A 21146-nucleotide genomic window follows, 5' to 3' on the forward strand; every position below is an offset into this window, starting at 1 on the left:
GAAATCTTCCGCGGGGCAGGGAAATAGAAAGGGTTGCAGTAAATGGCAAAGAAAAGTACATATGATGCAGACAGTATTTCGATATTGGAAGGATTGGAGGCGGTGCGAAAGCGCCCGGGAATGTACATTGGAAGTGTGTCCACCAAGGGGCTGAACCATCTGATCTATGAGATCGTGGACAATGCGGTGGACGAGCATCTGGCCGGATTTTGCAGCGAGATCCGGGTGACGCTGGAGGCGGACGGTTCCGCGACGGTTGCGGACAATGGACGTGGAGTTCCGGTGGATCGTCATTCTACAGGAGTTTCGGCGGCCCGGGTGGTTTATACCACGCTTCACGCAGGAGGAAAATTTGACGATACGGCGTATAAGACCAGCGGAGGACTTCACGGAGTGGGCTCTTCTGTGGTCAACGCTCTGTCTACGCATATGGATGTGGAGATCAGCCGGGACGGACAGGTCTACCACGACAGATATGAGAGGGGCAAGCCGGTGATCGAACTGGAAGACGGGCTCCTTCCGGTGATCGGAAAATCCAGAAAGACCGGAACAAAAGTAAATTTCCTGCCGGACGATACGATTTTTGAAAAGACCAGATTCCGGGCAGAAGAGGTCAAGAGCAGGATGCATGAGACGGCCTACCTGAATCCGGAACTGACCATCATCTTTGAAGATTTAAGAGGCGAGACGCCGGAGCATATTGAATACCATGAGCCGGACGGGATCCTGGGATTTATCCGGGAACTGAACGCCAAAAAGGAAGTAGTCCACGACCCGGTGTATTTCAAGGGAGAATGCGACGGGATCGAGGTAGAGGCGGCATTTCAGTACGTCAATGAATTCCACGAAAATGTCCTGGGCTTCTGTAACAATATTTACAATGCCGAAGGCGGCACCCATCTGACCGGATTCAAGACCACATTTACTACGGTGATCAACCAGTACGCAAGAGAACTGGGGATTCTGAAGGAAAAAGATTCTAATTTCACCGGAGCGGACATCCGTAACGGCATGACAGCGATTGTATCGATCAAGCATCCGGATCCCCGGTTTGAGGGACAGACCAAGACAAAACTTGACAATCCGGATGCTGCCAAAGCCACAAGCAAAGTGACCGGCGACGAGGTGGTGCGGTATTTTGACCGGAATGTGGAAAATCTAAAAAAAGTGATCGGATGCGCGGAGAAGGCGGCCAAGATCCGCAAGACGGAGGAGCGGGCCAAGACAAACCTTCTGACCAAACAGAAATATTCCTTTGACAGCAACGGAAAACTGGCCAACTGCGAGAGCCGGGACGCTTCAAAATGCGAGATCTTCATCGTGGAGGGAGATTCCGCCGGCGGTTCCGCAAAAACAGCCAGAGACCGGATGTATCAGGCGATCCTTCCGATCCGGGGAAAAATCCTCAATGTAGAAAAGGCCAGCATTGATAAGATCCTTGCCAACGCAGAGATCAAAACCATGATCAATGCCTTTGGCTGCGGATTTTCCGAAGGATACGGCAACGATTTCGATATCACAAAGCTCCGCTATGATAAGATCATCATCATGGCAGATGCGGATGTGGACGGAGCACATATTTCCACGCTGCTTCTGACCCTGTTTTACCGTTTCATGCCGGAACTGATCTACGAAGGACATGTGTACATCGCCATGCCGCCGCTCTACAAAGCCATGCCGAAAAAAGGCGAGGAAGAGTATCTTTACGACGACAAGGCGCTGGAAAAATACCGGAAAACCCACGACGGGCCATTTACCCTGCAGCGGTATAAAGGACTGGGAGAAATGGACGCAGAGCAATTGTGGGAAACAACATTGAACCCGGAGACCAGGCTGCTGAAGCTGGTTGAGATCGAGGACGCAAGAATGGCATCCTCCGTAACAGAGATGCTCATGGGAACAGAAGTACCGCCGCGGCGGGCGTTCATCTACGAAAACGCCACCGAGGCTGAGTTAGATATTTAACAGGGTACACCCTGAAATGCAAAAAGTGACAGGGTGAAATGCAATTTGGGACGTAGACCTTTTGCAAAAGTCTACGTCCTGCGAAGGAGAAAATTATGCAAGATTCGCAGATTATCAGAACAGAATATTCCGATGTGATGAAGAAATCCTACATCGATTATGCTATGAGTGTGATTATTGCCCGGGCGCTGCCGGATGTGCGTGACGGCCTGAAGCCGGTGCAGCGCCGGACGCTTTATGATATGTATGAACTGGGGATCCGTTATGACCGCCCGTACCGGAAGTGTGCGCGTATTGTGGGAGATACCATGGGTAAATATCATCCTCACGGCGACAGTTCCATTTACGAAGCGCTGGTGGTGATGGCCCAGGACTTTAAGAAGGGCATGACGCTGGTGGACGGCCATGGCAACTTCGGGTCTATCGAGGGAGACGGCGCCGCGGCCATGCGTTATACGGAAGCCCGGCTGGAGAAGCTGACGCAGGAGGTTTTTCTGGGCGATCTGGATAAGGATATCGTGGATTTTATGCCGAACTTTGATGAGACGGAGAAGGAGCCTTCTGTGCTGCCGGTCCGGATCCCCAATCTGCTGGTAAATGGAGCGGAAGGTATCGCGGTTGGTATGGCTACCAGCATCCCGACCCACAATCTGGGCGAGGTGATCGATGCCGTGAAAGCGTATATGAAAAATGACGAGATCAGCACAAAGCAGCTGATGCGCTATATCAAAGGGCCGGATTTCCCGACTGGGGGCATTGTGATCAATAAGGACGACCTGGCAGATATTTACGAGACCGGAACCGGCAAGATCAAGCTCAGGGGTAAAGTCGAGGTGGAGGAACTAAAGGGCGGCCGCCAGAGACTGGTGATCACGGAGATCCCGTATACCATGATCGGCGCCGGGATCGGTAAATTCCTGAATGACGTGGTCGCGCTGGTGGAATCCAAAAAGACCAGTGATATTACGGATATTTCCAACCAGTCTTCCAAAGAAGGCATCCGCATCGTGATCGAACTGAAAAAGGGCGCGGATGTGGAAAATCTCACCAATATGCTCTACAAAAAGACCAGGCTGGAGGATACGTTCGGCGTCAATATGCTGGCAGTGGCAGACGGGCGTCCGGAGACGATGGGCCTGAAAAAGATCATTGAGCATCATGTGGATTTTCAGTTTGAACTGGCGACCCGGAAGTATCAGACACTGCTGAAAAAGGAGCAGGATAAAAAGGAGATCCAGGAAGGACTGATCAAGGCCTGCGATGTGATCGATCTGATCATCGAGATCCTGCGGGGCAGCCAGTCGGTAAAAGACGCAAAAGAATGTCTGACAAAAGGTGTGACAGAAAACATCAAGTTCAAGTCAGGTATTTCCAAAAAAATGGCGGCTATGCTGCGGTTTACGGAGCGTCAGGCGACAGCCATCCTGGAAATGCGTCTCTACCGCCTGATCGGCCTGGAGATCGAGGCTCTGATGCAGGAGCATGAAGAGACACTGAAAAATATCGCACGCTACGAGGATATCCTGAATAATTACGATTCCATGGCGGAAGTGATCGTGGAAGATCTTGACAAGATCAAAGCAGAATACGGCAGAAAACGCCGTACTGTGATCGAAAACGGGGAAGAGGCAGTTTACGAAGAACATAAGATCGAAGAGCAGGATGTGATCTTCCTGATGGACCGTTTCGGTTATGCAAGGACCATTGACGTCAGCACGTATGAAAGAAATAAAGATGCGGCGGACACAGAGAATAAAGTGGTGATCGCCTGCAAAAATACCGGCAAGATCTGTCTGTTTACCAACACCGGGAAAATGCACCAGATCAAGGTGCTGGATTTGCCGTTTGGAAAATTCCGGGACAAAGGCGTTCCTGTGGATAATGTGAGCAATTTTGACAGCACCGGCGAGGATGCGGTTTATCTGTGCGACGCGGAACAGATGCGTTATGCGAAACTCTTATTTGCCACCAGGCAGGGCATGATCAAAAAGGTGGAAGGAACCGAGTTCCAGGTGGCCAAACGCACCATTGCAGCCACAAAGCTGCAGGCCGGCGACGAGGTGGTGACCGTGCAGGTGATCACGGATAATCAAAATGTGGTGCTGCAGACCAGGGAAGGATATTTTCTCCGGTTTGCCGCGGACGAAGTGTCGGAAAAGAAAAAAGGCGCGATCGGCGTACGGGGAATCCGGCTGAAGAAAAAGGATGAACTGGAGCATGCGTATCTGTTTGAAGAGGGTACGGAGACCAAAGTAACATACGGGGAAAAAGAGGTGAGTCTGAACCGCTTAAAGATGGCAAAGCGGGACGGAAACGGCACCAAGACCAGAGGATAAAGCAGAAGGAAAAGCAGAAAGAAGGGTTCCAGATGATACAGGACATTGCTCCTAAGATCTATAAAAATGAATACCAGCCGCAGCTTCCTGGGCCCGGCGATCATCTGCTCTTTTATGAGGGCAGGAAAATCCTGGTAAAAAAAGACGGACCGTACATAAAACTGCCTGTATATGAAGAAGGGTGCGCAGAAGAACCAAGATATTTGTTCGCGATTGATGAAAAGAAATTTTTCCTGGGAGGCGGACAGGATATCGATCCGTTTCTGAAACAGGGGTATCAGTATGAGGATATCCGTATTTTAAGAACAGGAGAATCCAAACATCTCCGGTTTGCCGGGGTTACCGGCTGGCAGCTTTTTCAGTGGTATGAAAGCCGTCGTTTCTGCGGAAGATGCGGGGCTTCCATGGTGCATGACGACAAAGAGCGGATGATGCGCTGTCCGGAATGCGGACTGATGGAATTCCCGAAGATCTGCCCGGCAGTGATCATTGCCGTGACGGACGGAGACAGGATCCTGATGAGCAAATATGCGGGGAGAGAATACACCTCCTATGCGCTTCTTGCCGGATTTGCGGAAGTAGGAGAGTCGATTGAAGAGACCGTAAAGCGGGAAGTGATGGAAGAGGTGGGGCTGAAAGTCCGCAATCTTACTTATTACAAGAGCCAGCCCTGGTCATTTTCCGACACTCTGCTGTTCGGATTCTTCTGCCAGCTTGACGGGTCCGACCAGATCCGTCTGGACCGGCAGGAACTTTCTCTGGCAGAATGGGTGAACCGGGAGGAGATAAAAGAACAGCCGGATGACTTAAGTCTGACGAACGAAATGATGCAGGTATTTAAAAGGGGAGAAGAGCCATGCCACAGGAACTGATGCAGTACAGATACAAGCGGATCTGCCTGTTGGCCGCCCTGCTCTGGATGGCGGTAATTTTCAGTTTTTCCGCCCGGCCTGCGGACGAATCCGCCAGGATGAGCCATTCTGTGGGAGACTGGGTGGGCAGAGTATTTGTTCCCGGATATGAAGAATGGGACGAGGCAAGCCGGCAGGAATTTGCTGAAGACATCGACTATCCGGTGCGGAAATGTGCCCATGCCGGCGAATATGCGGTACTGGGTGTGCTTCTTACGATGGCGCTTACCGACAGACGCCGCGTCATGCCGGCAGCAGCCATCGGGATCCTCTATGCGGCCAGCGATGAATTTCACCAGCGGTTTGTACCGGGAAGAAGCTGCCAGCTGACAGATGTGCTGCTTGACAGCGCCGGACTTCTGGCAGGCATCATGCTGGTCCTTCTGGCAGACAGGCTGTACCGGCGGTTCCGGCAAAGGAGCAGATAGAGAAACGGGACAGAGAAATCTGGAAAAAACCCTTGATTTTAGCGGAATATAGTGCTATACTCCTTATAGTTGCATAAATAACCCGGCAGAAGAGTGAACGAAATGTTCACTCTTCTTTGTTGATAAGGAGGAATTTTACATTGTCAAAAAGAGAAATTTACGAAGCCAGAACAGAAGAACTCCTGACGCCTATTGTAGAGGAGTATGGATTTGAACTGGTGGATGTAGAATATGTAAAGGAAGGCGGGACCTGGTATTTAAGGTCTTATATTGATAAGCCGGGCGGTATCACGGTAGACGACTGCGAGATGGTAAGCAGGAGGCTTTCGGATATTCTGGACCGGGAAGATTATATCGAGGACAGTTACATTATGGAAGTCAGTTCCCCCGGGCTTGGAAGGCCTTTGAAAAAAGAGAAGGATTTCAAACGGAGTCTGGGAGAAGAAGTGGAGATCCGCACCTACCGGATGGTAGATAAGAAAAAAGAGTTTACGGGCATTCTGAAATCTTATGATGAAGAGACCGTGACCATAGAACTGGATGATGGAACAGATCAGACATTTAGCAAAGGCGACATCGCACTGATCCGCCTGGCATTTGATTTTTAAGAGAGATAGGAGGAGATAAGATCATGAACACAGAATTAATGGAAGCATTGAATATTTTGGAAAAGGAGAAGGAAATCAGCAAGGATACGATCCTGGACGCGATCGAAAGTTCCCTGATGAACGCCTGTAAGAACCATTTCGGCAAAGCGGATAATATCAAGCTGATCATGGACCGGGAAACCTGCGATTATCAGCTGTATGCAGAGAAAACAGTGGTAGAGGACGTGGAGGACAGCGTAGAAGAGATCAGCCTGGAAGACGCGAAAAAGATCGACAGTAAGTACGAACTGGGCGACATTGTACAGATTCCTGTGGAATCCAAGTCTTTCGGACGGATCGCGACACAGAACGCCAAGAACCTGATCCTGCAGAAGATCCGCGAAGAGGAACGCAAAGTCGTATATGATCAGTATTTTGAAAAAGAAAAAGATATCGTAACCGGTATCGTACAAAGATACGTAGGCAAGAATATCAGCATCAATCTGGGCAAGGCCGACGCTATGCTGACAGAAAACGAGCAGGTAAAAGGCGAGGTATTTAAACCTACGGAAAGAATCAAACTCTATGTCGTAGAAGTGAAAAACACCACAAAAGGGCCGAAGATCCTGGTGTCCAGAACCCATCCGGAACTGGTAAAGAGACTGTTTGAGGCAGAGGTTACAGAAGTAAAGGACGGCATCGTAGAGATCAAGAGCATTGCCAGAGAAGCCGGCAGCCGTACAAAGATCGCGGTATGGTCCAATGACCCGGATGTGGATCCGGTGGGCGCCTGCGTGGGTATGAACGGGGCAAGAGTCAATGCTATCGTAAGCGAACTGCGGGGAGAAAAGATCGACATTGTAAACTGGAGCGATAACCCGGCGATCCTGATCGAAAATGCATTAAGCCCGGCAAAGGTGATCTCCGTCATGGCGGATCCGGATGAAAAGACAGCCAGCGTGATCGTACCGGATTACCAGCTGTCCCTTGCAATCGGAAAAGAAGGACAGAATGCAAGACTTGCCGCCCGTCTGACCGGATACAAGATCGATATCAAGAGTGAGACGCAGGCGATCGAGTCAGGAGAACTGCCGGAGAACTATATGGAATTAAGTGAAGGCGTCTACGAGGAAGAATACGAAGAGCCGTATGATGAAGCATATGAGGAAACGTATGAGGAAGCATACGATGACGCATATGACGAGGCATATGAGGAAGATGCTTACGACGAGGCAGAGGACGGAGACCATGAGTAAGAAGATGCCTGTGCGCCGCTGCGTGGGGTGCCAGGAAATGAAAAATAAAAAGGAAATGATCCGTGTGATCCGCACCCCGGAGGGGGAATTTGAGCTGGACGCCACCGGAAAGAAAAACGGACGCGGCGCTTATCTTTGCCCCAGCCGGGAATGTCTGGAAAAGGCGGTAAAGAGCAAAGGGCTGGAACGCTCTTTTAAGCAGGCGATCCCGCCGGAGGTTTACAGCCGGCTGGAGAAGGAGATGGATGATCTTGAAACCAAATAAAACCATGGGGCTCATCGGACTGGCTACAAAAGCAGGAAAGACTGCCGGAGGAGAGTTCCTGACAGAACGGGAAGTCAAATCCGGAAGAGCGACCCTGGTGATCGTGGCAGAGGATGCTTCAGAGAATACAAAGAAGAAATTTCAGAATATGTGTGAGTATTACAAAGTACCGATCCGTTTTTACGGTGATAAAGATACCTTGGGGCATGCAATGGGAAAACAGTTTCGCGCATCTCTTGCGGTACTGGACGAGGGATTGGCGAAAGGGATCAGGAAACATATGGATACGGAAGAGAACTAAAGCTGCATAGAGGAGGTAGATAGTATGGCGAAAGTGAAAGTATATGAGCTGGCAAAGGAGCTTGGCGTGGAAAGTAAAGACGTGATCGAGTTCCTTGGCAAAAATAAGATAGAGGTTACGAGTCACAGCAGCGGTATTGAAGAGAGCGAGGCTGAGATGGTCAGACGCGGTATGGGAAAAGGAGCGGCAAAAGAAGAAGCTCCTGCCCAGGAAAAAGCGGCGGAAGCTCCGAAGAAGAAAAATATCGTGCATGTGTTCCGCCCCCAGAATACACAGAATGCCGGGAAACAGGGCAGAAAACAGGGAGGACGTACACCCCAGGGCGGAAGACCCCAGCAGGGGGGACGTGCGCCCATGCAGGGAAAACCCATGCAGGTGAATAACGGAAGGCCTGCCAAAGCGCCGGTCCGTCCGGCCGAGGCTGCGGAAGTAAAGAAGGCAGAGCCTGTAAAACAGCCGGCAGCGCCGAAGCAGGAAAAACCTGTGCGTACAGAAAAGCCGGCAGAAAGAAAGCAGGAGGCTCCTGTACGGGAGAAAGCAGTGGAAAAAGCGCCGGAAAAGAACCAGCGAAGAGACAGAGGCGCGCAGTCCAGGGATTCTCATGAGGGAAGAAATGACCGCAGGGGAGACAGAAGACCCTCCGGCGACCGGGATCATGATCAGTCCCGTGACCGCCACCAGGGAAGAAAACCGGGAGAGCGTCCGGAGAGAAGAGGCGGCGCAGTTCCGGCTCCGGCGATGGAAGGACAGAAACCGCAGAGATCCAAAGGCAAAGGCAAGGACGATCACAAGAAGAAAGATTACCGCAGAGATGACGATGACGAGAGAATGAGCAAGGGCAAGAAAAAGAACGAGCCCAGACAGCAGCTTCAGAAACCGCAGCAGAAGGAGCAGAAGGTAGAAGAAGTGAAATCCATCGTGATCCCGGAAGTTCTGACGATCAAAGAACTGGCAGACAAGATGAAAGTCGTGCCGTCTGTTATTGTGAAGAAACTGTTTATGCAGGGCAAGATCGTTACCGTTAATCAGGAGATTGATTATGAGACGGCAGAAGAGATTGCTCTGGAGTATGATGTATTGTGCGAAAAAGAAGAAGTTGTGGACGTGATCGAGGAACTCCTCAAAGAAGAGGAAGAGGATGAATCCAAGATGAAGAAGCGTCCGCCGGTAGTCTGCGTTATGGGTCACGTTGACCATGGAAAAACCTCTCTTCTGGATGCGATCCGCCATACCAATGTGATCGACAGAGAGGCCGGTGGTATCACACAGCATATCGGCGCTTATGTAGTGGAAGTAAACGGGGAAAAGATCACGTTCCTGGATACGCCGGGACATGAAGCCTTCACGGCGATGCGTATGCGGGGCGCAAGTTCTACCGATATCGCGGTTCTGGTTGTAGCTGCAGACGACGGCGTTATGCCGCAGACCGTGGAAGCGATCAACCATGCAAAGGCGGCCGGAGTAGAGATCGTAGTGGCAGTCAATAAGATTGATAAGCCAAGCGCAAATATTGACCGTGTTAAACAGGAACTGGCAGAGTACGAACTGATCCCGGAAGACTGGGGCGGAAGCACCATCTTTGTTCCGGTATCGGCAAAGACAGGCGAAGGTCTGGAAGAACTGATGGAAATGATCGTTCTGACAGCGGAAGTTATGGAATTAAAGGCCAATCCGAACCGCCGCGCCCGCGGTCTGGTTCTGGAGGCAGAGCTGGATAAAGGAAGAGGATCTGTGGCGACCGTGCTGGTACAGAAGGGTACCCTCCGGGTAGGAGATTCTATCGCGGCAGGAAGCGCCCACGGAAAGGTCCGTGCTATGATGGATGATAAGGGACGCCGGGTCAAAGAGGCGGGCCCGTCTATGCCTGTGGAGATCCTGGGACTTAACGATGTCCCCAATGCAGGCGAAGTATTTGTATGCTGTCCGAATGAAAAAGAGGCCAGACATTTTGCAGAGACATTTATTTCACAGGAGAAGGTAAAACTCTTAGACGAGACCAAGACCAAACTTTCCCTGGATGATCTGTTTACACAGATCCAGGAAGGAAACTTAAAGGAACTGGGCATTGTGGTAAAAGCGGATGTACAGGGATCTGTAGAGGCGCTGAAGCAGAGTCTTCTGAAACTTTCCAATGAGGAAGTGGTTGTGAAGATCATTCACGGCGGCGTAGGAGCGATCAATGAATCTGACGTAAGCCTTGCATCTGCGTCCAATGCGATCATCATCGGATTTAACGTCCGCCCGGATGCGACTGCAAAAGATACCGCAGAACGGGAAGGCGTGGATATCCGTCTGTACCGCGTGATCTACAATGCGATCGAGGACGTAGAGGCGGCCATGAAGGGTATGCTGGATCCGGTATTTGAAGAGAAAGTACTGGGTCATGCGGAAGTACGCCAGCTGTTCAAGGCTTCCGGCGTCGGAACGATCGCAGGATCCTATGTGCAGGATGGTACTTTTGAAAGAGACTGCTCTGTCCGGATCACAAGAGACGGCATTGTGGTATACGAAGGCGGTCTTGCGTCTCTGAAGCGGTTTAAAGATGATGTAAAAGAAGTAAGAGCAGGCTATGAATGCGGATTTGTATTCCATAACTTTAACGATGTTAAGGAAGGCGATCAGGTAGAGGCATTTAAGATGGTGGAGATCCCGCGATAGGGATCTTCCCGGCAGGCTTTTCGAGTGAAAGAAGGATGGATCATGAGAAAGAGAAGTATTAAGAACACCAGAGTGAATACAGAGGTGCAAAGAGAGCTCAGCAACATTATCCGCAGCGGGCTGAAAGACCCGCGGGTCGCGCCGTGGACGTCCGTGGTGGCGGCAGAAGTCGCCCCGGACCTTAAGACATGCAAGGCTTACATCAGCGTGCTGGGAAATGAGGAAGAGCAGAAGAACACCATGGAAGGACTTCGAAGCGCAGAAGGGTTCATCCGCAGGGAACTTGCCAGAACCTTAAATATGCGCAATACTCCGGAAATTACATTTGTTCTGGACCAGTCCATCGAGTATGGTGTAACGATGTCAAAGAAAATAGAAGAAGTGACCAGAGGTATGACAACATCGGAAGGTGAGAAGGATGTGGAAGAATAGAATTGATAAGGCCGCACGGATCGCGATCGGCGGCCATATCCGCCCGGACGGGGATTGTGTGGGTTCCTGTATGGGGCTGTATCAGTATCTGAAGGAAAATGAACCGGAAAAAGAAGTAGACGTCTACCTGGAGGAAATTCCGGAAGCATATCGTCCATGGGTTCCGGAAGGCGTGATCCGCCATGAGATCCCGGAGGGGAAATCCTATGATCTGTTCATCTGTCTGGACTGCGGCGATCAGGACAGACTGGGGTTCTCCGCGCCGCTCTTTGAACAGGCAGAGCATACGTTTTGTATCGATCATCATGTGAGCAATCCGGAGTTTGCAGAGGAAAATCATGTGGTGCCGGATGCAAGTTCTACTTCAGAGCTGGTGTACGGACTTTTGGAGGATGATAAGATCTCCCGCAAAACGGCGGAGCTTTTATACATGGGAATCGCCCATGATACCGGAGTCTTTCAGTATTCCTGCGCCGGACCGTCTACTTTCCGCGTGGCTGCGAAGCTGCTGGAAAAAGGAGTGGACGCGCCAAAGCTGATCCAGGACACCTATTATGAAAAAAGTTACGCCCAGAATCAGATCCTTGGCAGAGCGCTTCTGGAGAGTATTGTTTTTATGGACGGGAAATGCATCGCGTCCTATATTACCAAAAAGACCATGCAGTTTTACGGGGTGAAGCCTGCGGATCTGGACGGGATCGTAAGCCAGCTTCGGGTGACCAAAGGCGTAGAGGTGGCGATCTTTATGTATGAGACCGGCGCCAGTGTCTATAAAGTCAGCCTCCGGTCGAAAGAAAGGGTAGATGTCAGCAGGATCGCGGCATATTTCGGAGGAGGAGGCCACGCAAGAGCGGCAGGATTCTCCATGACCGGAACGCCTCAGGATGTACTGACGAATCTGGCCGGACAGCTGGAAGAAGAACTTCAGTCCGCTGCTTCGGAGTGTGCAGTATGATACACGGGATTTTGAATGTTTATAAAGAAAAAGGCTATACCTCTCACGATGTGGTGGCAAAGCTGCGGGGAATCCTGGGCCAGAAAAAGATCGGCCATACCGGCACCCTGGATCCGGACGCGGAAGGCGTTCTTCCGGTCTGCCTGGGGAGGGCCACAAAGCTTTGCGATCTTCTGACGGAAAAGGAAAAGACCTACGAAGCCGTCCTGCTTCTTGGAAAGACGACCGATACCCAGGATATTTCCGGAGAAGTTCTGGCACAACAGGATACCGGTTATCTGACGGAAGAAGTGGTAAGAGAAGCGGTTCTGTCATTTCTGGGGGAATATGAGCAGATCCCGCCCATGTATTCTGCTGTAAAAGTAGGCGGGAAAAAGCTGTATGAACTGGCGCGGGAAGGCAAAACGGTGGAGAGAAAGCCAAGGAAGGTCATCATTTGTAAGATGCAGATCCTGGAAATGGCGCTTCCGCGGGTAAAGATGGAAGTGACATGCTCCAAAGGCACGTATATCCGTACTCTCTGCCATGATATCGGAGAAAAACTGGGGTGCGGAGGGTGTATGGAAAGTCTTCTGCGTACCAGATCCGGGATGTTTCAGATGGAGAACAGTCTGAAGTTTGACGAGATCATCCGCCGCAAAGAGGAGGGCTGCCTGCTTTCCGAAGTGCTGCCTGTTGACCAGGTGTTTCCGGATGCCCCGCGTGTATCTGTGGAGGCGGAATGGGAGATGACGGCAAGAAACGGCGGCTGGCTGAAAGGAAGCGCAGTATCTTTTGAAAACCCCGGAGAGATGGAAAGAACGGGCGACCGGCAGAGAGTCCGTCTGTATGACAAAGACGGACATTTTATCGCGCTTTACCGGCGTCAGGAAGAGGATGACAGTTACCGTATCGAGAAAATGTTTTTCCCGGAACGAGAAGAATAAGAAGAAGGAATCAGTATATGCAGTATATCAAAGAGCTGTCGCAATATCACAGTGACAGAGATTCAGCAGTGACCTTCGGAAAGTTTGACGGACTTCACAGAGGTCATCAGAAGCTTGTCCGTAAGGTACAGGAGTTAAGCACAAATGAGAACGTCAACAGTATTGTCTGCGCGTTTGATATGCATCCGCTGTGGAAAGAAAAGGGGATCACGCCACAGCTTATCATGGATCAGAGGGAGCGGTATCTCCATCTGGAAACTCAGGTGGATGTTCTGATCGATTATCCATTTACCCCGGAATTTGCCAGAATGCCTGCGGAAGATTTTATCGAACAGATTATCAGCAGGCGTCTTCACGCCAGATATGTTGTGGTGGGAACAGATTTCCGGTTCGGATATGAAAAAAGAGGAGATGTGCAGATGCTGTCGGAGTATGCCGGACAGTATGGATACCAGCTGTTTGTGATCGAAAAGGAACGCTATCAGGACCGCATCATCAGCAGCACTTATATCAAAGAGGTGCTGCGGGACGGAGATGTGGAAAAGGCGGCGAAGATGCTGGGGTATGCCTATGCGGTAGACGGCGTGGTGGAGCATGGGAAGAGACTGGGGCGCACCCTTGGATTTCCGACGGTGAACCTGCACTGGCCGGAAGATAAGATCGTTCCGCCTAAGGGGGTATATTTCAGCCGGATCCGTGTGGACGGAGCGGTTTATCATGGGATTTCCAATGTGGGGATCAAGCCGACCGTATCGGACGAACAGCGACTTCTGGTGGAAAGCTTCCTGTTCGGTTACGAAGGGGACGCCTACGGCAAAGAGATCCTGGTGGAGTTTCTGAAATATCACAGGCCGGAACAGAAGTTTCCGGATGTGGAGAGCCTGAAAGTACAGGTGGACCGGGATATTGCGGCAGGACAGGAATATTTTAAAGTTTAATCTTTACATCCCCGGCTGTCCGTGGTATACTAACCGAGTGTGAAAGCCGATGTTCGGTAACCGGATCACTCCGACCGTTGCTTAATATCCGGCGTTTTATAGAAGATAAGGAGGAAAAGAACATGATTACAAAGGAACAGAAAGAACAGATCATCAGAGATTATGGAAGAACCGAAGGAGATACCGGATCACCGGAAGTACAGATCGCGATCCTGACAGCAAGAATCAATGATCTGACAGATCACTTCAAGGCAAACCCGAAGGATCATCACTCCAGAAGAGGTCTTCTGAAGATGGTTGGACAGAGAAGAGGTCTTCTTGCATATTTAAGAAAGAAAGATATCGAGAGATACCGTACTCTGATCGAAAGACTTGGACTTAGAAAATAATTCTTTGTGTAAGGTATTCTGGACCGCCGTATTCCTAAAAAGGAACACGGCGGTTTTTCTAATCCGGCGTCCTTTAAAGAAAGGGAAGACTGAAATATTTTAGTAGCACATTTCCGGGGAGTATGATATAATAAATAAGATTGTGAGCAGTCATCTGATAACCGAGACCACTGAAAAGTGTATCGGCAAAAGCAGCGGGTACTTTTTTCAGTAGTTTCGGTGTGGACTGGCTTACAGGAAAATATGGTAAAAAGGAGAAAATTATGTACAAGAAGTATGAAATGGAACTGGCCGGCAGAACACTTCGTGTTGACGTTGGCCGTGTGGCAAAGCAGGCGAACGGCGCGGTGCTGATGCACTATGGAGACACTACAGTGCTTTGTACAGCAACAGCATCTGAAAAGCCAAGAGAAGGGATCGACTTTTTCCCGTTAAGTGTAGAGTACAACGAACGGATGTATGCGGTTGGAAAGATCCCGGGCGGATTTAATAAAAGAGAGGGCAAGGCTTCTGAGAATGCGATCCTGACAGACCGTGTTATTGACCGTCCGATGCGTCCTCTGTTCCCCAAGGACTACCGCAATGATGTGACTCTGGAAAACCTGGTGCTGTCTGTGGATCAGGACTGCTCTCCGGAACTGACTGCGATGCTGGGAGCAGCCATTGCAACCTGCATTTCCGATATTCCGTTTGACGGACCGATCTCTACCACACAGGTAGGACTGGTTGACGGGGAATTTGTATTCAATCCCACAGAAGCACAGAAGACCGCTTCTGAACTGGCTCTGACAGTTGCCTCTACCAAAGAAAAAGTGATCATGATCGAGGCAGGCGCCAATGAGGTGCCGGAGCAGCAGATGATCGATGCGATTTTTGCGGCGCACGAACTGAACCAGAAGGTGATCGCATTTATTGAGACCATCGTGGCAGAGTGCGGAAAGCCGAAACATGAATATGAAAGCTTTGCGGTTCCGGAAGAATTATTTGACGCGATCCGCGCTATCGTTCCGGCAGAAGAGATGGAAGAGGCTGTATTTACCGATGACAAGCAGACCAGAGAAGAAAATATCCGCAAGATTACAGAAAGACTGGAAGAGGCATTTGCAGACAAGGAAGAGTGGCTTGCAAAATTAGGCGAGGCTGTTTACCAGTACCAGAAGAAGACCGTCCGCAAGATGATCTTAAAGGACCACAAACGTCCGGATGGACGTGCGATCGATGAGATCCGTCCGCTGGCAGCTGAGATCGACCTGATCCCGAGAGTGCATGGATCCGCCATGTTTACCCGCGGACAGACACAGATCTGCAACATTACAACTCTGGCTCCGCTTTCGGACGCACAGAGACTGGATGGACTGGATGAGACAGAGACATCCAAGAGATATATGCATCATTACAATTTCCCATCCTATTCTGTAGGCGAGACCAGACCGTCCAGAGGACCGGGACGCCGTGAGATCGGACACGGAGCGCTTGCTGAGAGAGCTCTGATCCCGGTACTTCCAAGCGAGGCAGAGTTCCCGTACGCGATCCGTACCGTATCTGAGACCTTTGAGTCAAACGGTTCCACTTCACAGGCCAGCGTATGCGCATCCTCCATGTCACTGATGGCTGCCGGTGTTCCGATCAAGAGCGCGGTGGCAGGTATTTCCGCAGGACTTGTGACAGGCGATACCGATGATGACTACCTGGTACTGACAGATATCCAGGGACTGGAAGATTTCTTTGGCGATATGGACTTTAAGGTAGCCGGAACACATAAAGGTATCACTGCCATCCAGATGGACATCAAGATCCACGGACTGACCAGACCGATCATCGAAGAGGCGATTGCAGCGACCAAAAAGGCCAGAACCTACATCATTGATGAAGTCATGAATAAGGCCATTTCCGAGCCGAGACCGGAAGTAGGCGAATTCGCTCCGAAGATCATTCAGATGCAGATCGATCCGCAGAAGATCGGCGATGTAGTAGGACAGAGAGGAAAAACCATCAATGCCATCATCGAACAGACCGGCGTGAAGATCGATATCGAAGATGACGGTTCCGTATCTATCTGCGGCACAGATGCAGAAGGCATGGAAAAAGCCAGAAAGCTGATCTACATCATTGTAACCGACTTTGAAGCCGGACAGGTACTGGAAGGAAAAGTAGTCAGCATTAAAGAATTCGGCGCATTCCTGGAGTTCGCTCCCGGAAAAGAAGGAATGGTCCACATTTCCAAACTTGCAAAAGAAAGAGTGAACCGCGTAGAAGACGTGCTGACTCTTGGCGATGTGGTAAAAGTTGTCTGCCTGGGCAAGGATAAGATGGGCAGATTCTCCTTCAGCATCAAAGATGTAGCAGAGTAAATTTAAACAGGGTACAGGGTGTTTTCCAATTAGGTACACCCTGAATGTCAAAAAGGGACGTAGACAAATGCAAAAGGTCTACGTCCCTTTTTGTGCATAAAACTTCAGTTTGGACATATATTGGTGTAGAAAGAGGTGGACAAAGATGCAGGAGAGGATTGGAATTTATGATGTTCTGCCGGGGAAGATCCGGTTTCTGGTGGAGAAGGAGCGTCTGCAGGAGGACCTGCTGCAGGAAATCCGCTTGCGGACGGGGCAGCCGTTGATCTTAATCTACCGGGACAGGGAGGTTTTTCCCATGCAGGACGGGAAACCTTACCGGGTGCAGGAGGAGGATCTGAAGGAGACGTTGGAATATGTCAGCAATTATTCGCTTTATGCGTATGAACAGGAGATGCGCCAGGGGTTTATTACGATGGAAGGGGGGCACCGTGTGGGGATGACGGGACAGGCGATCATGGAGAAGGGGCAGATAAAAAATCTGAAATATATTTCTTCTTTGAATATCCGGGTGTCACACGAAAAGCCCGGATGCGCGGACCAGGTGCTGCCCTATCTGATCCGGGACCAGTCGGTCTGCCATACGCTTCTGGTGTCGCCGCCCAGGTGCGGGAAAACCACATTGCTCCGGGATCTGATCCGGCAGATCTCTGATGGCACCCGGCTGCTTGCAGGAAGGACGGTGGGCGTGGTGGACGAGCGCTCGGAGATCGGCGGATGCTACCGGGGTGTGGCGCAGAACAGGCTGGGAAGGCGGACAGACATCCTGGACGGCTGCCCGAAAGCGGAGGGGATGATGATGCTGATCCGTTCCATGGGGCCGGAGGTGATCGCAGTGGATGAGATCGGCAAGGCGGAAGATGTACATGCCATAGAATATGCGATCCACTGCGGCTGCCGGATCCTGGCAACGGTACACGGGGCGTCTATGGAAGAGCTGAGGCAAAAACCCCTGTTCCATCAGCTGATCAGGCGCGGGTGCTTTGAGCGGTATGTGCTGCTGGGAAATCAGCCAAAGGCAGGACAGGTGCTGGGAATCTATGATGAGAGGGGAAGCCTTCTGTACCGGGAAGAATGTACATGTTAAAGCTTGCCGGCAGCATTCTTATCATCGGCACAGGCATTCTTGCCGGTATGTCCGCCGCGGACAGGGTCCGGCAGCAGTATGAAGAAATGCGGGAGCTTCAGACCCTGCTATATGCGCTTCGAAGCGAGATCCTGTATGCCAGAGCCTGCCTGGGCGAAGCATTTTTGAAAATCGGAAGAGACGCCGGGGAGCCATACCGTGGATGGATGATGGAGATGTCCCGGAAGATGGAAAGAAGACAGGACCGAATGCTTTCTGTCATCTGGAAAACCGGGGTCCGGGATGCGCTGAAAAACTCCAAAATCCAAAAGAGAGATCTTCTGCGCCTGGAAGAACTGGGAACGCAGCTTGGAGACGCAGATCTGGAAGCACAGATCCGAAGTCTTGACCGGTATCTGGAGGAACTTAAGCATTCCATGGAAGAAATAAGGGAGGGGATGAAGATCAAGATCCGGCTCTGCCAGTGCCTGGGCGTGATGGGCGGGATATTCGTCACCATTTTGCTGATCTAAAAAAGATGGACATTCGCCTGTCCGGCTAAGGAGGATTACATGAATATCAGTCTGTTATTTAAAATTGCGGCGGTAGGGATCCTGGTATCGATCTTAAGCCAGGTGCTCAAGCACAGCGGAAGAGAGGAGCAGGCGTTTTTAACCAGTCTGGCTGGACTTTTGCTGGTACTGTTCTGGATCGTGCCGTATATCTACGATCTGTTTGTGTCGATCCAGGATCTGTTCTCGCTGTAAAGCAGATAGAAAATGAGGTGGCAGAATGGATGTGATACAGATCGGGATCCTGGGCGTGGCCGGTGCGCTTCTGGCTGTTCAGTTTAAATCCGGAAAAACAGAATACGGGATCTATATCAGTCTTGCACTGAGCCTGTTTATCTTTTTTGCGGTGGTAAGCCGGTTAAAGATCCTGGTGGATCTTCTGGCCCAGATCGGGGCCTACATACAGATGGATGCTGCTTACACCGGCACGCTGCTCAAAATGCTGGGCATCACCTATGTGGCGGAGTTTTCTTCCGCGATCTGTAAAGACGCTGGCTATCAGACGATTGCCGTGCAGATCGAGATTTTTGCAAAACTGGCCATCCTGGTGTTAAGCATGCCTGTTCTTATGGCGCTTCTGTCAGCGATCCGGGATTTTCTGGCGTAAGGGGGTGCTGGTGTGAGGAGGACTGGCACGAAGAGAAGAAAAATAAGACGGGGAGCGCGAAGAAGACTGGGCCCGGTGCGGCTCTGTATGGCGGCTGTTCTGCTTGCCGTTCTTTTTCCGCTTACAGCAGGCGCAGTTCAGGAAGAAAATCCGGATAACCGGGAAGACGAAGAACCAATAGCAAGTGTAGAGGACGCAGGCGGAGAACTGCTGGAGACGTTTCCCTTTGACGAGGTCGATGACGCTTTAGAAGAACTGTTTCCGGAAGAACGGCTGGATTTTCAGGAGACGGTGAGCCGGTTGATCGAAGGCGACGTTGATTCGCTGTCCGGACTTTTTCGCCGTCTGATCCGGGACCGGCTGACCTATGCATTCCGTGTGGGAAAGGACCAACTGGCTCATGTGCTTCTGATCGCTGTGATAGCAGCGGTATTCCGGAATTTTTCCAGGGTATTTCAGAGCCGCCAGCTTTCGCAGATCAGTTTTTATGCGGTCTACCTTCTGATGATGGCGCTGACGCTTAAGACCTTTGCGGCAGTGGTGGAATGGACAGAAGAAGGGGTGCATATGCTGACGGCCTTTATGGGCGCTTTCTGCCCTCTGTACTTTGTGGCGGTTGCGGCGGCAAAGGGAAGCGTGACAGCGGTTGCGTTTTATCAGCTGGTGCTTTTTCTTATTTATCTGACGGAGCTTCTGATCGCCAACGTCCTGCTTCCCATGATCCACATTTATATGATCGTCCGTGTGCTGAACGATCTTTCCAGAGAAAATTATCTGACGAAATTTGCAGAACTGATCGAAACCGGTGTTTCCTGGAGTTTAAAAGCGCTGCTTGCAGTTGTGGCAGGATTCAATGTGGTACAGGGAATGATCAGCCCGGCGATTGATTCTGTGAAGAGGAGCATCCTGGCCCGTGGGGCCGAGGCGATCCCGGGCGTAGGGGATGCGCTGGGCGGTATGGCGGAAGTGGCGGCCGGAACAGCGGTACTGGTCAAAAACGGGATTGGTATGGCAGGAGCCCTGCTCTGTGTGGCGCTTTGTCTGGTGCCGCTTGTCCAGATGGCCTGTATCACGTTTCTCTATAAGCTTGCCGCCGCTGTGATCCAGCCGGTGTCCGATGAGAGGATCACCGGATGCGTGGACACGGTCGGAGAAGGGTGCCGTCTTCTGATGCGGGTGTTTTTTACCACAGGCGTGCTTTTTCTGTTAACGGTAGCTGTGGCGGCCGCTGTGACTAACGGGACGTAACAGATCCATAAGGAGGATCCGATGCTGGAATATATCTACGAATGGATGGAAAATATTGCATTTTATATGGTTCTGGTAACAGCGGTGATGCATCTTTTGCCGGATTCGGATTATCAGAAATATGTCCGCTTCTTTACCGGTCTGACGCTGGTGGTCCTTCTTCTTACACCGGTGTCCGGGCTTTTCGGCATAGACGAAGAACTGAAAAATATTTCACAGAACCGGGATTATGAGGCGCAGATGGAGAAGATCCAGGAAGCCTCTCCGTTTCTGGAAGACACAGGCGGGGACGGGGACGAAAAGGATCCGGCAAAGATTCAAGTGGAGGAGATAGAAATTGGACAGTAAAAAAATCAAAGAAATGCTGGCCGGATGTTCCATACGGAAGCTGAAAAAAGATCAGCTTCTGATCCTCTTTCTGACAGGGGTTCTGCTGGTGGTGATCGCACTTCCTTCCGGCGGGGGAAAGACCGGCGCGCACTCAGATGATCCGGACAGCGCGGGCCGGAACGCCCCGGCGGATTCTTCCGGGGAAGATCAGATGGATTATGTCCGGTATCTGGAACAGAAGCTGGAGGAGGTGATCTCCCAGATGGAAGGGGCCGGAGACGTGACTGTGATGGTCACCCTGCAGTCTTCTTCGGAAAAGGTGGTGGAAAAAGACGCCTCCTCCGGGCAGGAAAACGTCACGGAAGCAGACAGCCAGGGGGGAACCAGATCCACGGTCAGCAAAAATCTGGAAGAAACAACGGTCTATGCATCCGGAGAAGACACACAAGGAAGCCCCTATGTCAGCAAGGAGTTAAGTCCCAGGATCGAAGGCGTTCTGGTGGTGGCAGAGGGCGGCGGAAGGGCAGAGATCAAACAGGATATCACCGAAGCTGTGGAGGCATTATTCGGGATCGAATCGCATAAGATTAGGATAATGAAGAAGCAGGAACCATGACAGGTCAAA

Annotated in this window: 22 protein-coding genes; all 22 read left to right on the forward strand. The window is 51.0% G+C overall.

Annotation, left to right across the window (positions count from 1 at the left end; all coding sequences use genetic code 11):
• Positions 1-42: 42 nt before the first annotated feature.
• The 22 genes from H6A13_RS05555 (at position 43) to H6A13_RS05660 (ending at position 21137) form a co-directional block, all read left to right on the forward strand.
• On the forward strand, positions 43-1965 hold the full coding sequence (locus tag H6A13_RS05555; protein ID WP_204908621.1) for a DNA gyrase/topoisomerase IV subunit B: 1923 nt from the start codon (positions 43-45) through the stop codon (positions 1963-1965).
• Positions 1966-2060: 95 nt separating this feature from the next.
• The gene (locus tag H6A13_RS05560; RefSeq protein WP_204908622.1) at positions 2061-4301 is read left to right on the forward strand and encodes a DNA gyrase/topoisomerase IV subunit A; all 2241 of its coding nucleotides are present in this window, start codon (positions 2061-2063) and stop codon (positions 4299-4301) included.
• 32 nt (positions 4302-4333) lie between these two features.
• A complete protein-coding gene (gene nudC, locus H6A13_RS05565; RefSeq protein WP_204908623.1) occupies positions 4334-5173 on the forward strand; it encodes an NAD(+) diphosphatase in 840 nt (279 codons plus the stop codon).
• Positions 5158-5640 carry a VanZ family protein gene (locus H6A13_RS05570; RefSeq protein ID WP_243424736.1) on the forward strand — a complete coding sequence of 161 codons (483 nt, stop codon included), beginning with the start codon at positions 5158-5160 and terminating at the stop codon, positions 5638-5640. The genes nudC and H6A13_RS05570 overlap by 16 nt, the downstream gene beginning before the upstream one ends.
• Before the next feature lie 140 nt (positions 5641-5780).
• Positions 5781-6248, forward strand: a complete 468-nt coding sequence (locus H6A13_RS05575; protein ID WP_204908624.1) for a ribosome maturation factor RimP — start codon at positions 5781-5783, stop codon at positions 6246-6248.
• 23 nt (positions 6249-6271) lie between these two features.
• Positions 6272-7483 (forward strand): transcription termination factor NusA, encoded by a 1212-nt coding sequence (gene nusA, locus H6A13_RS05580; RefSeq protein WP_204908625.1) that lies wholly within the window; start codon positions 6272-6274, stop codon positions 7481-7483.
• Positions 7476-7748 carry an RNase P modulator RnpM gene (gene rnpM, locus H6A13_RS05585; RefSeq protein ID WP_204908626.1) on the forward strand — a complete coding sequence of 91 codons (273 nt, stop codon included), beginning with the start codon at positions 7476-7478 and terminating at the stop codon, positions 7746-7748. The genes nusA and rnpM overlap by 8 nt, the downstream gene beginning before the upstream one ends.
• Positions 7735-8049, forward strand: a complete 315-nt coding sequence (locus H6A13_RS05590; protein WP_243424737.1) for a L7Ae/L30e/S12e/Gadd45 family ribosomal protein — start codon at positions 7735-7737, stop codon at positions 8047-8049. Before rnpM ends, H6A13_RS05590 begins: the two co-directional genes overlap by 14 nt.
• Before the next feature lie 24 nt (positions 8050-8073).
• On the forward strand, positions 8074-10707 hold the full coding sequence (infB, locus tag H6A13_RS05595; RefSeq protein WP_204908628.1) for a translation initiation factor IF-2: 2634 nt from the start codon (positions 8074-8076) through the stop codon (positions 10705-10707).
• Positions 10708-10749: 42 nt separating this feature from the next.
• Entirely contained in the window at positions 10750-11139 is a 390-nt protein-coding gene (rbfA, locus tag H6A13_RS05600; protein WP_204908629.1) for a 30S ribosome-binding factor RbfA, read from the forward strand.
• Positions 11126-12094 carry a DHH family phosphoesterase gene (locus tag H6A13_RS05605; protein ID WP_204908630.1) on the forward strand — a complete coding sequence of 323 codons (969 nt, stop codon included), beginning with the start codon at positions 11126-11128 and terminating at the stop codon, positions 12092-12094. The genes rbfA and H6A13_RS05605 overlap by 14 nt, the downstream gene beginning before the upstream one ends.
• A complete protein-coding gene (gene truB / locus H6A13_RS05610) occupies positions 12091-13020 on the forward strand; it encodes a tRNA pseudouridine(55) synthase TruB (RefSeq protein WP_204908631.1) in 930 nt (309 codons plus the stop codon). Before H6A13_RS05605 ends, truB begins: the two co-directional genes overlap by 4 nt.
• Positions 13021-13037: 17 nt before the next feature.
• Positions 13038-13958: a bifunctional riboflavin kinase/FAD synthetase gene (locus H6A13_RS05615; RefSeq protein WP_204908632.1), complete on the forward strand. Its 921-nt coding sequence runs from the start codon at positions 13038-13040 to the stop codon at positions 13956-13958.
• Positions 13959-14080: 122 nt separating this feature from the next.
• Positions 14081-14347: a 30S ribosomal protein S15 gene (gene rpsO, locus H6A13_RS05620; RefSeq protein WP_204908633.1), complete on the forward strand. Its 267-nt coding sequence runs from the start codon at positions 14081-14083 to the stop codon at positions 14345-14347.
• 263 nt (positions 14348-14610) lie between these two features.
• Positions 14611-16698, forward strand: coding sequence for a polyribonucleotide nucleotidyltransferase (locus tag H6A13_RS05625; protein WP_204908634.1), 2088 nt, complete (start codon positions 14611-14613; stop codon positions 16696-16698).
• Positions 16699-16843: 145 nt separating this feature from the next.
• A complete protein-coding gene (gene spoIIIAA / locus H6A13_RS05630) occupies positions 16844-17785 on the forward strand; it encodes a stage III sporulation protein AA (RefSeq protein ID WP_204908635.1) in 942 nt (313 codons plus the stop codon).
• Entirely contained in the window at positions 17779-18297 is a 519-nt protein-coding gene (locus H6A13_RS05635) for a stage III sporulation protein AB (protein ID WP_243424738.1), read from the forward strand. Before spoIIIAA ends, H6A13_RS05635 begins: the two co-directional genes overlap by 7 nt.
• A 39-nt stretch (positions 18298-18336) precedes the next feature.
• Positions 18337-18531: a stage III sporulation protein AC gene (gene spoIIIAC / locus H6A13_RS05640; protein ID WP_204908637.1), complete on the forward strand. Its 195-nt coding sequence runs from the start codon at positions 18337-18339 to the stop codon at positions 18529-18531.
• 25 nt (positions 18532-18556) lie between these two features.
• Positions 18557-18943 (forward strand): SpoIIIAC/SpoIIIAD family protein, encoded by a 387-nt coding sequence (locus H6A13_RS05645; RefSeq protein ID WP_204908638.1) that lies wholly within the window; start codon positions 18557-18559, stop codon positions 18941-18943.
• Positions 18944-18955: 12 nt separating this feature from the next.
• Entirely contained in the window at positions 18956-20191 is a 1236-nt protein-coding gene (locus H6A13_RS05650; RefSeq protein ID WP_338043018.1) for a stage III sporulation protein AE, read from the forward strand.
• A 21-nt stretch (positions 20192-20212) separates the two neighbouring features.
• Entirely contained in the window at positions 20213-20539 is a 327-nt protein-coding gene (locus tag H6A13_RS05655) for a stage III sporulation protein AF (protein WP_204908639.1), read from the forward strand.
• The gene (locus tag H6A13_RS05660; RefSeq protein ID WP_243424739.1) at positions 20529-21137 is read left to right on the forward strand and encodes a stage III sporulation protein AG; all 609 of its coding nucleotides are present in this window, start codon (positions 20529-20531) and stop codon (positions 21135-21137) included. The genes H6A13_RS05655 and H6A13_RS05660 overlap by 11 nt, the downstream gene beginning before the upstream one ends.
• Positions 21138-21146: the final 9 nt, after the last annotated feature.

The organism is Mordavella massiliensis (assembly GCF_016902415.1).
Taxonomy (GTDB): domain Bacteria; phylum Bacillota; class Clostridia; order Lachnospirales; family Lachnospiraceae; genus Merdimonas; species Merdimonas faecigallinarum.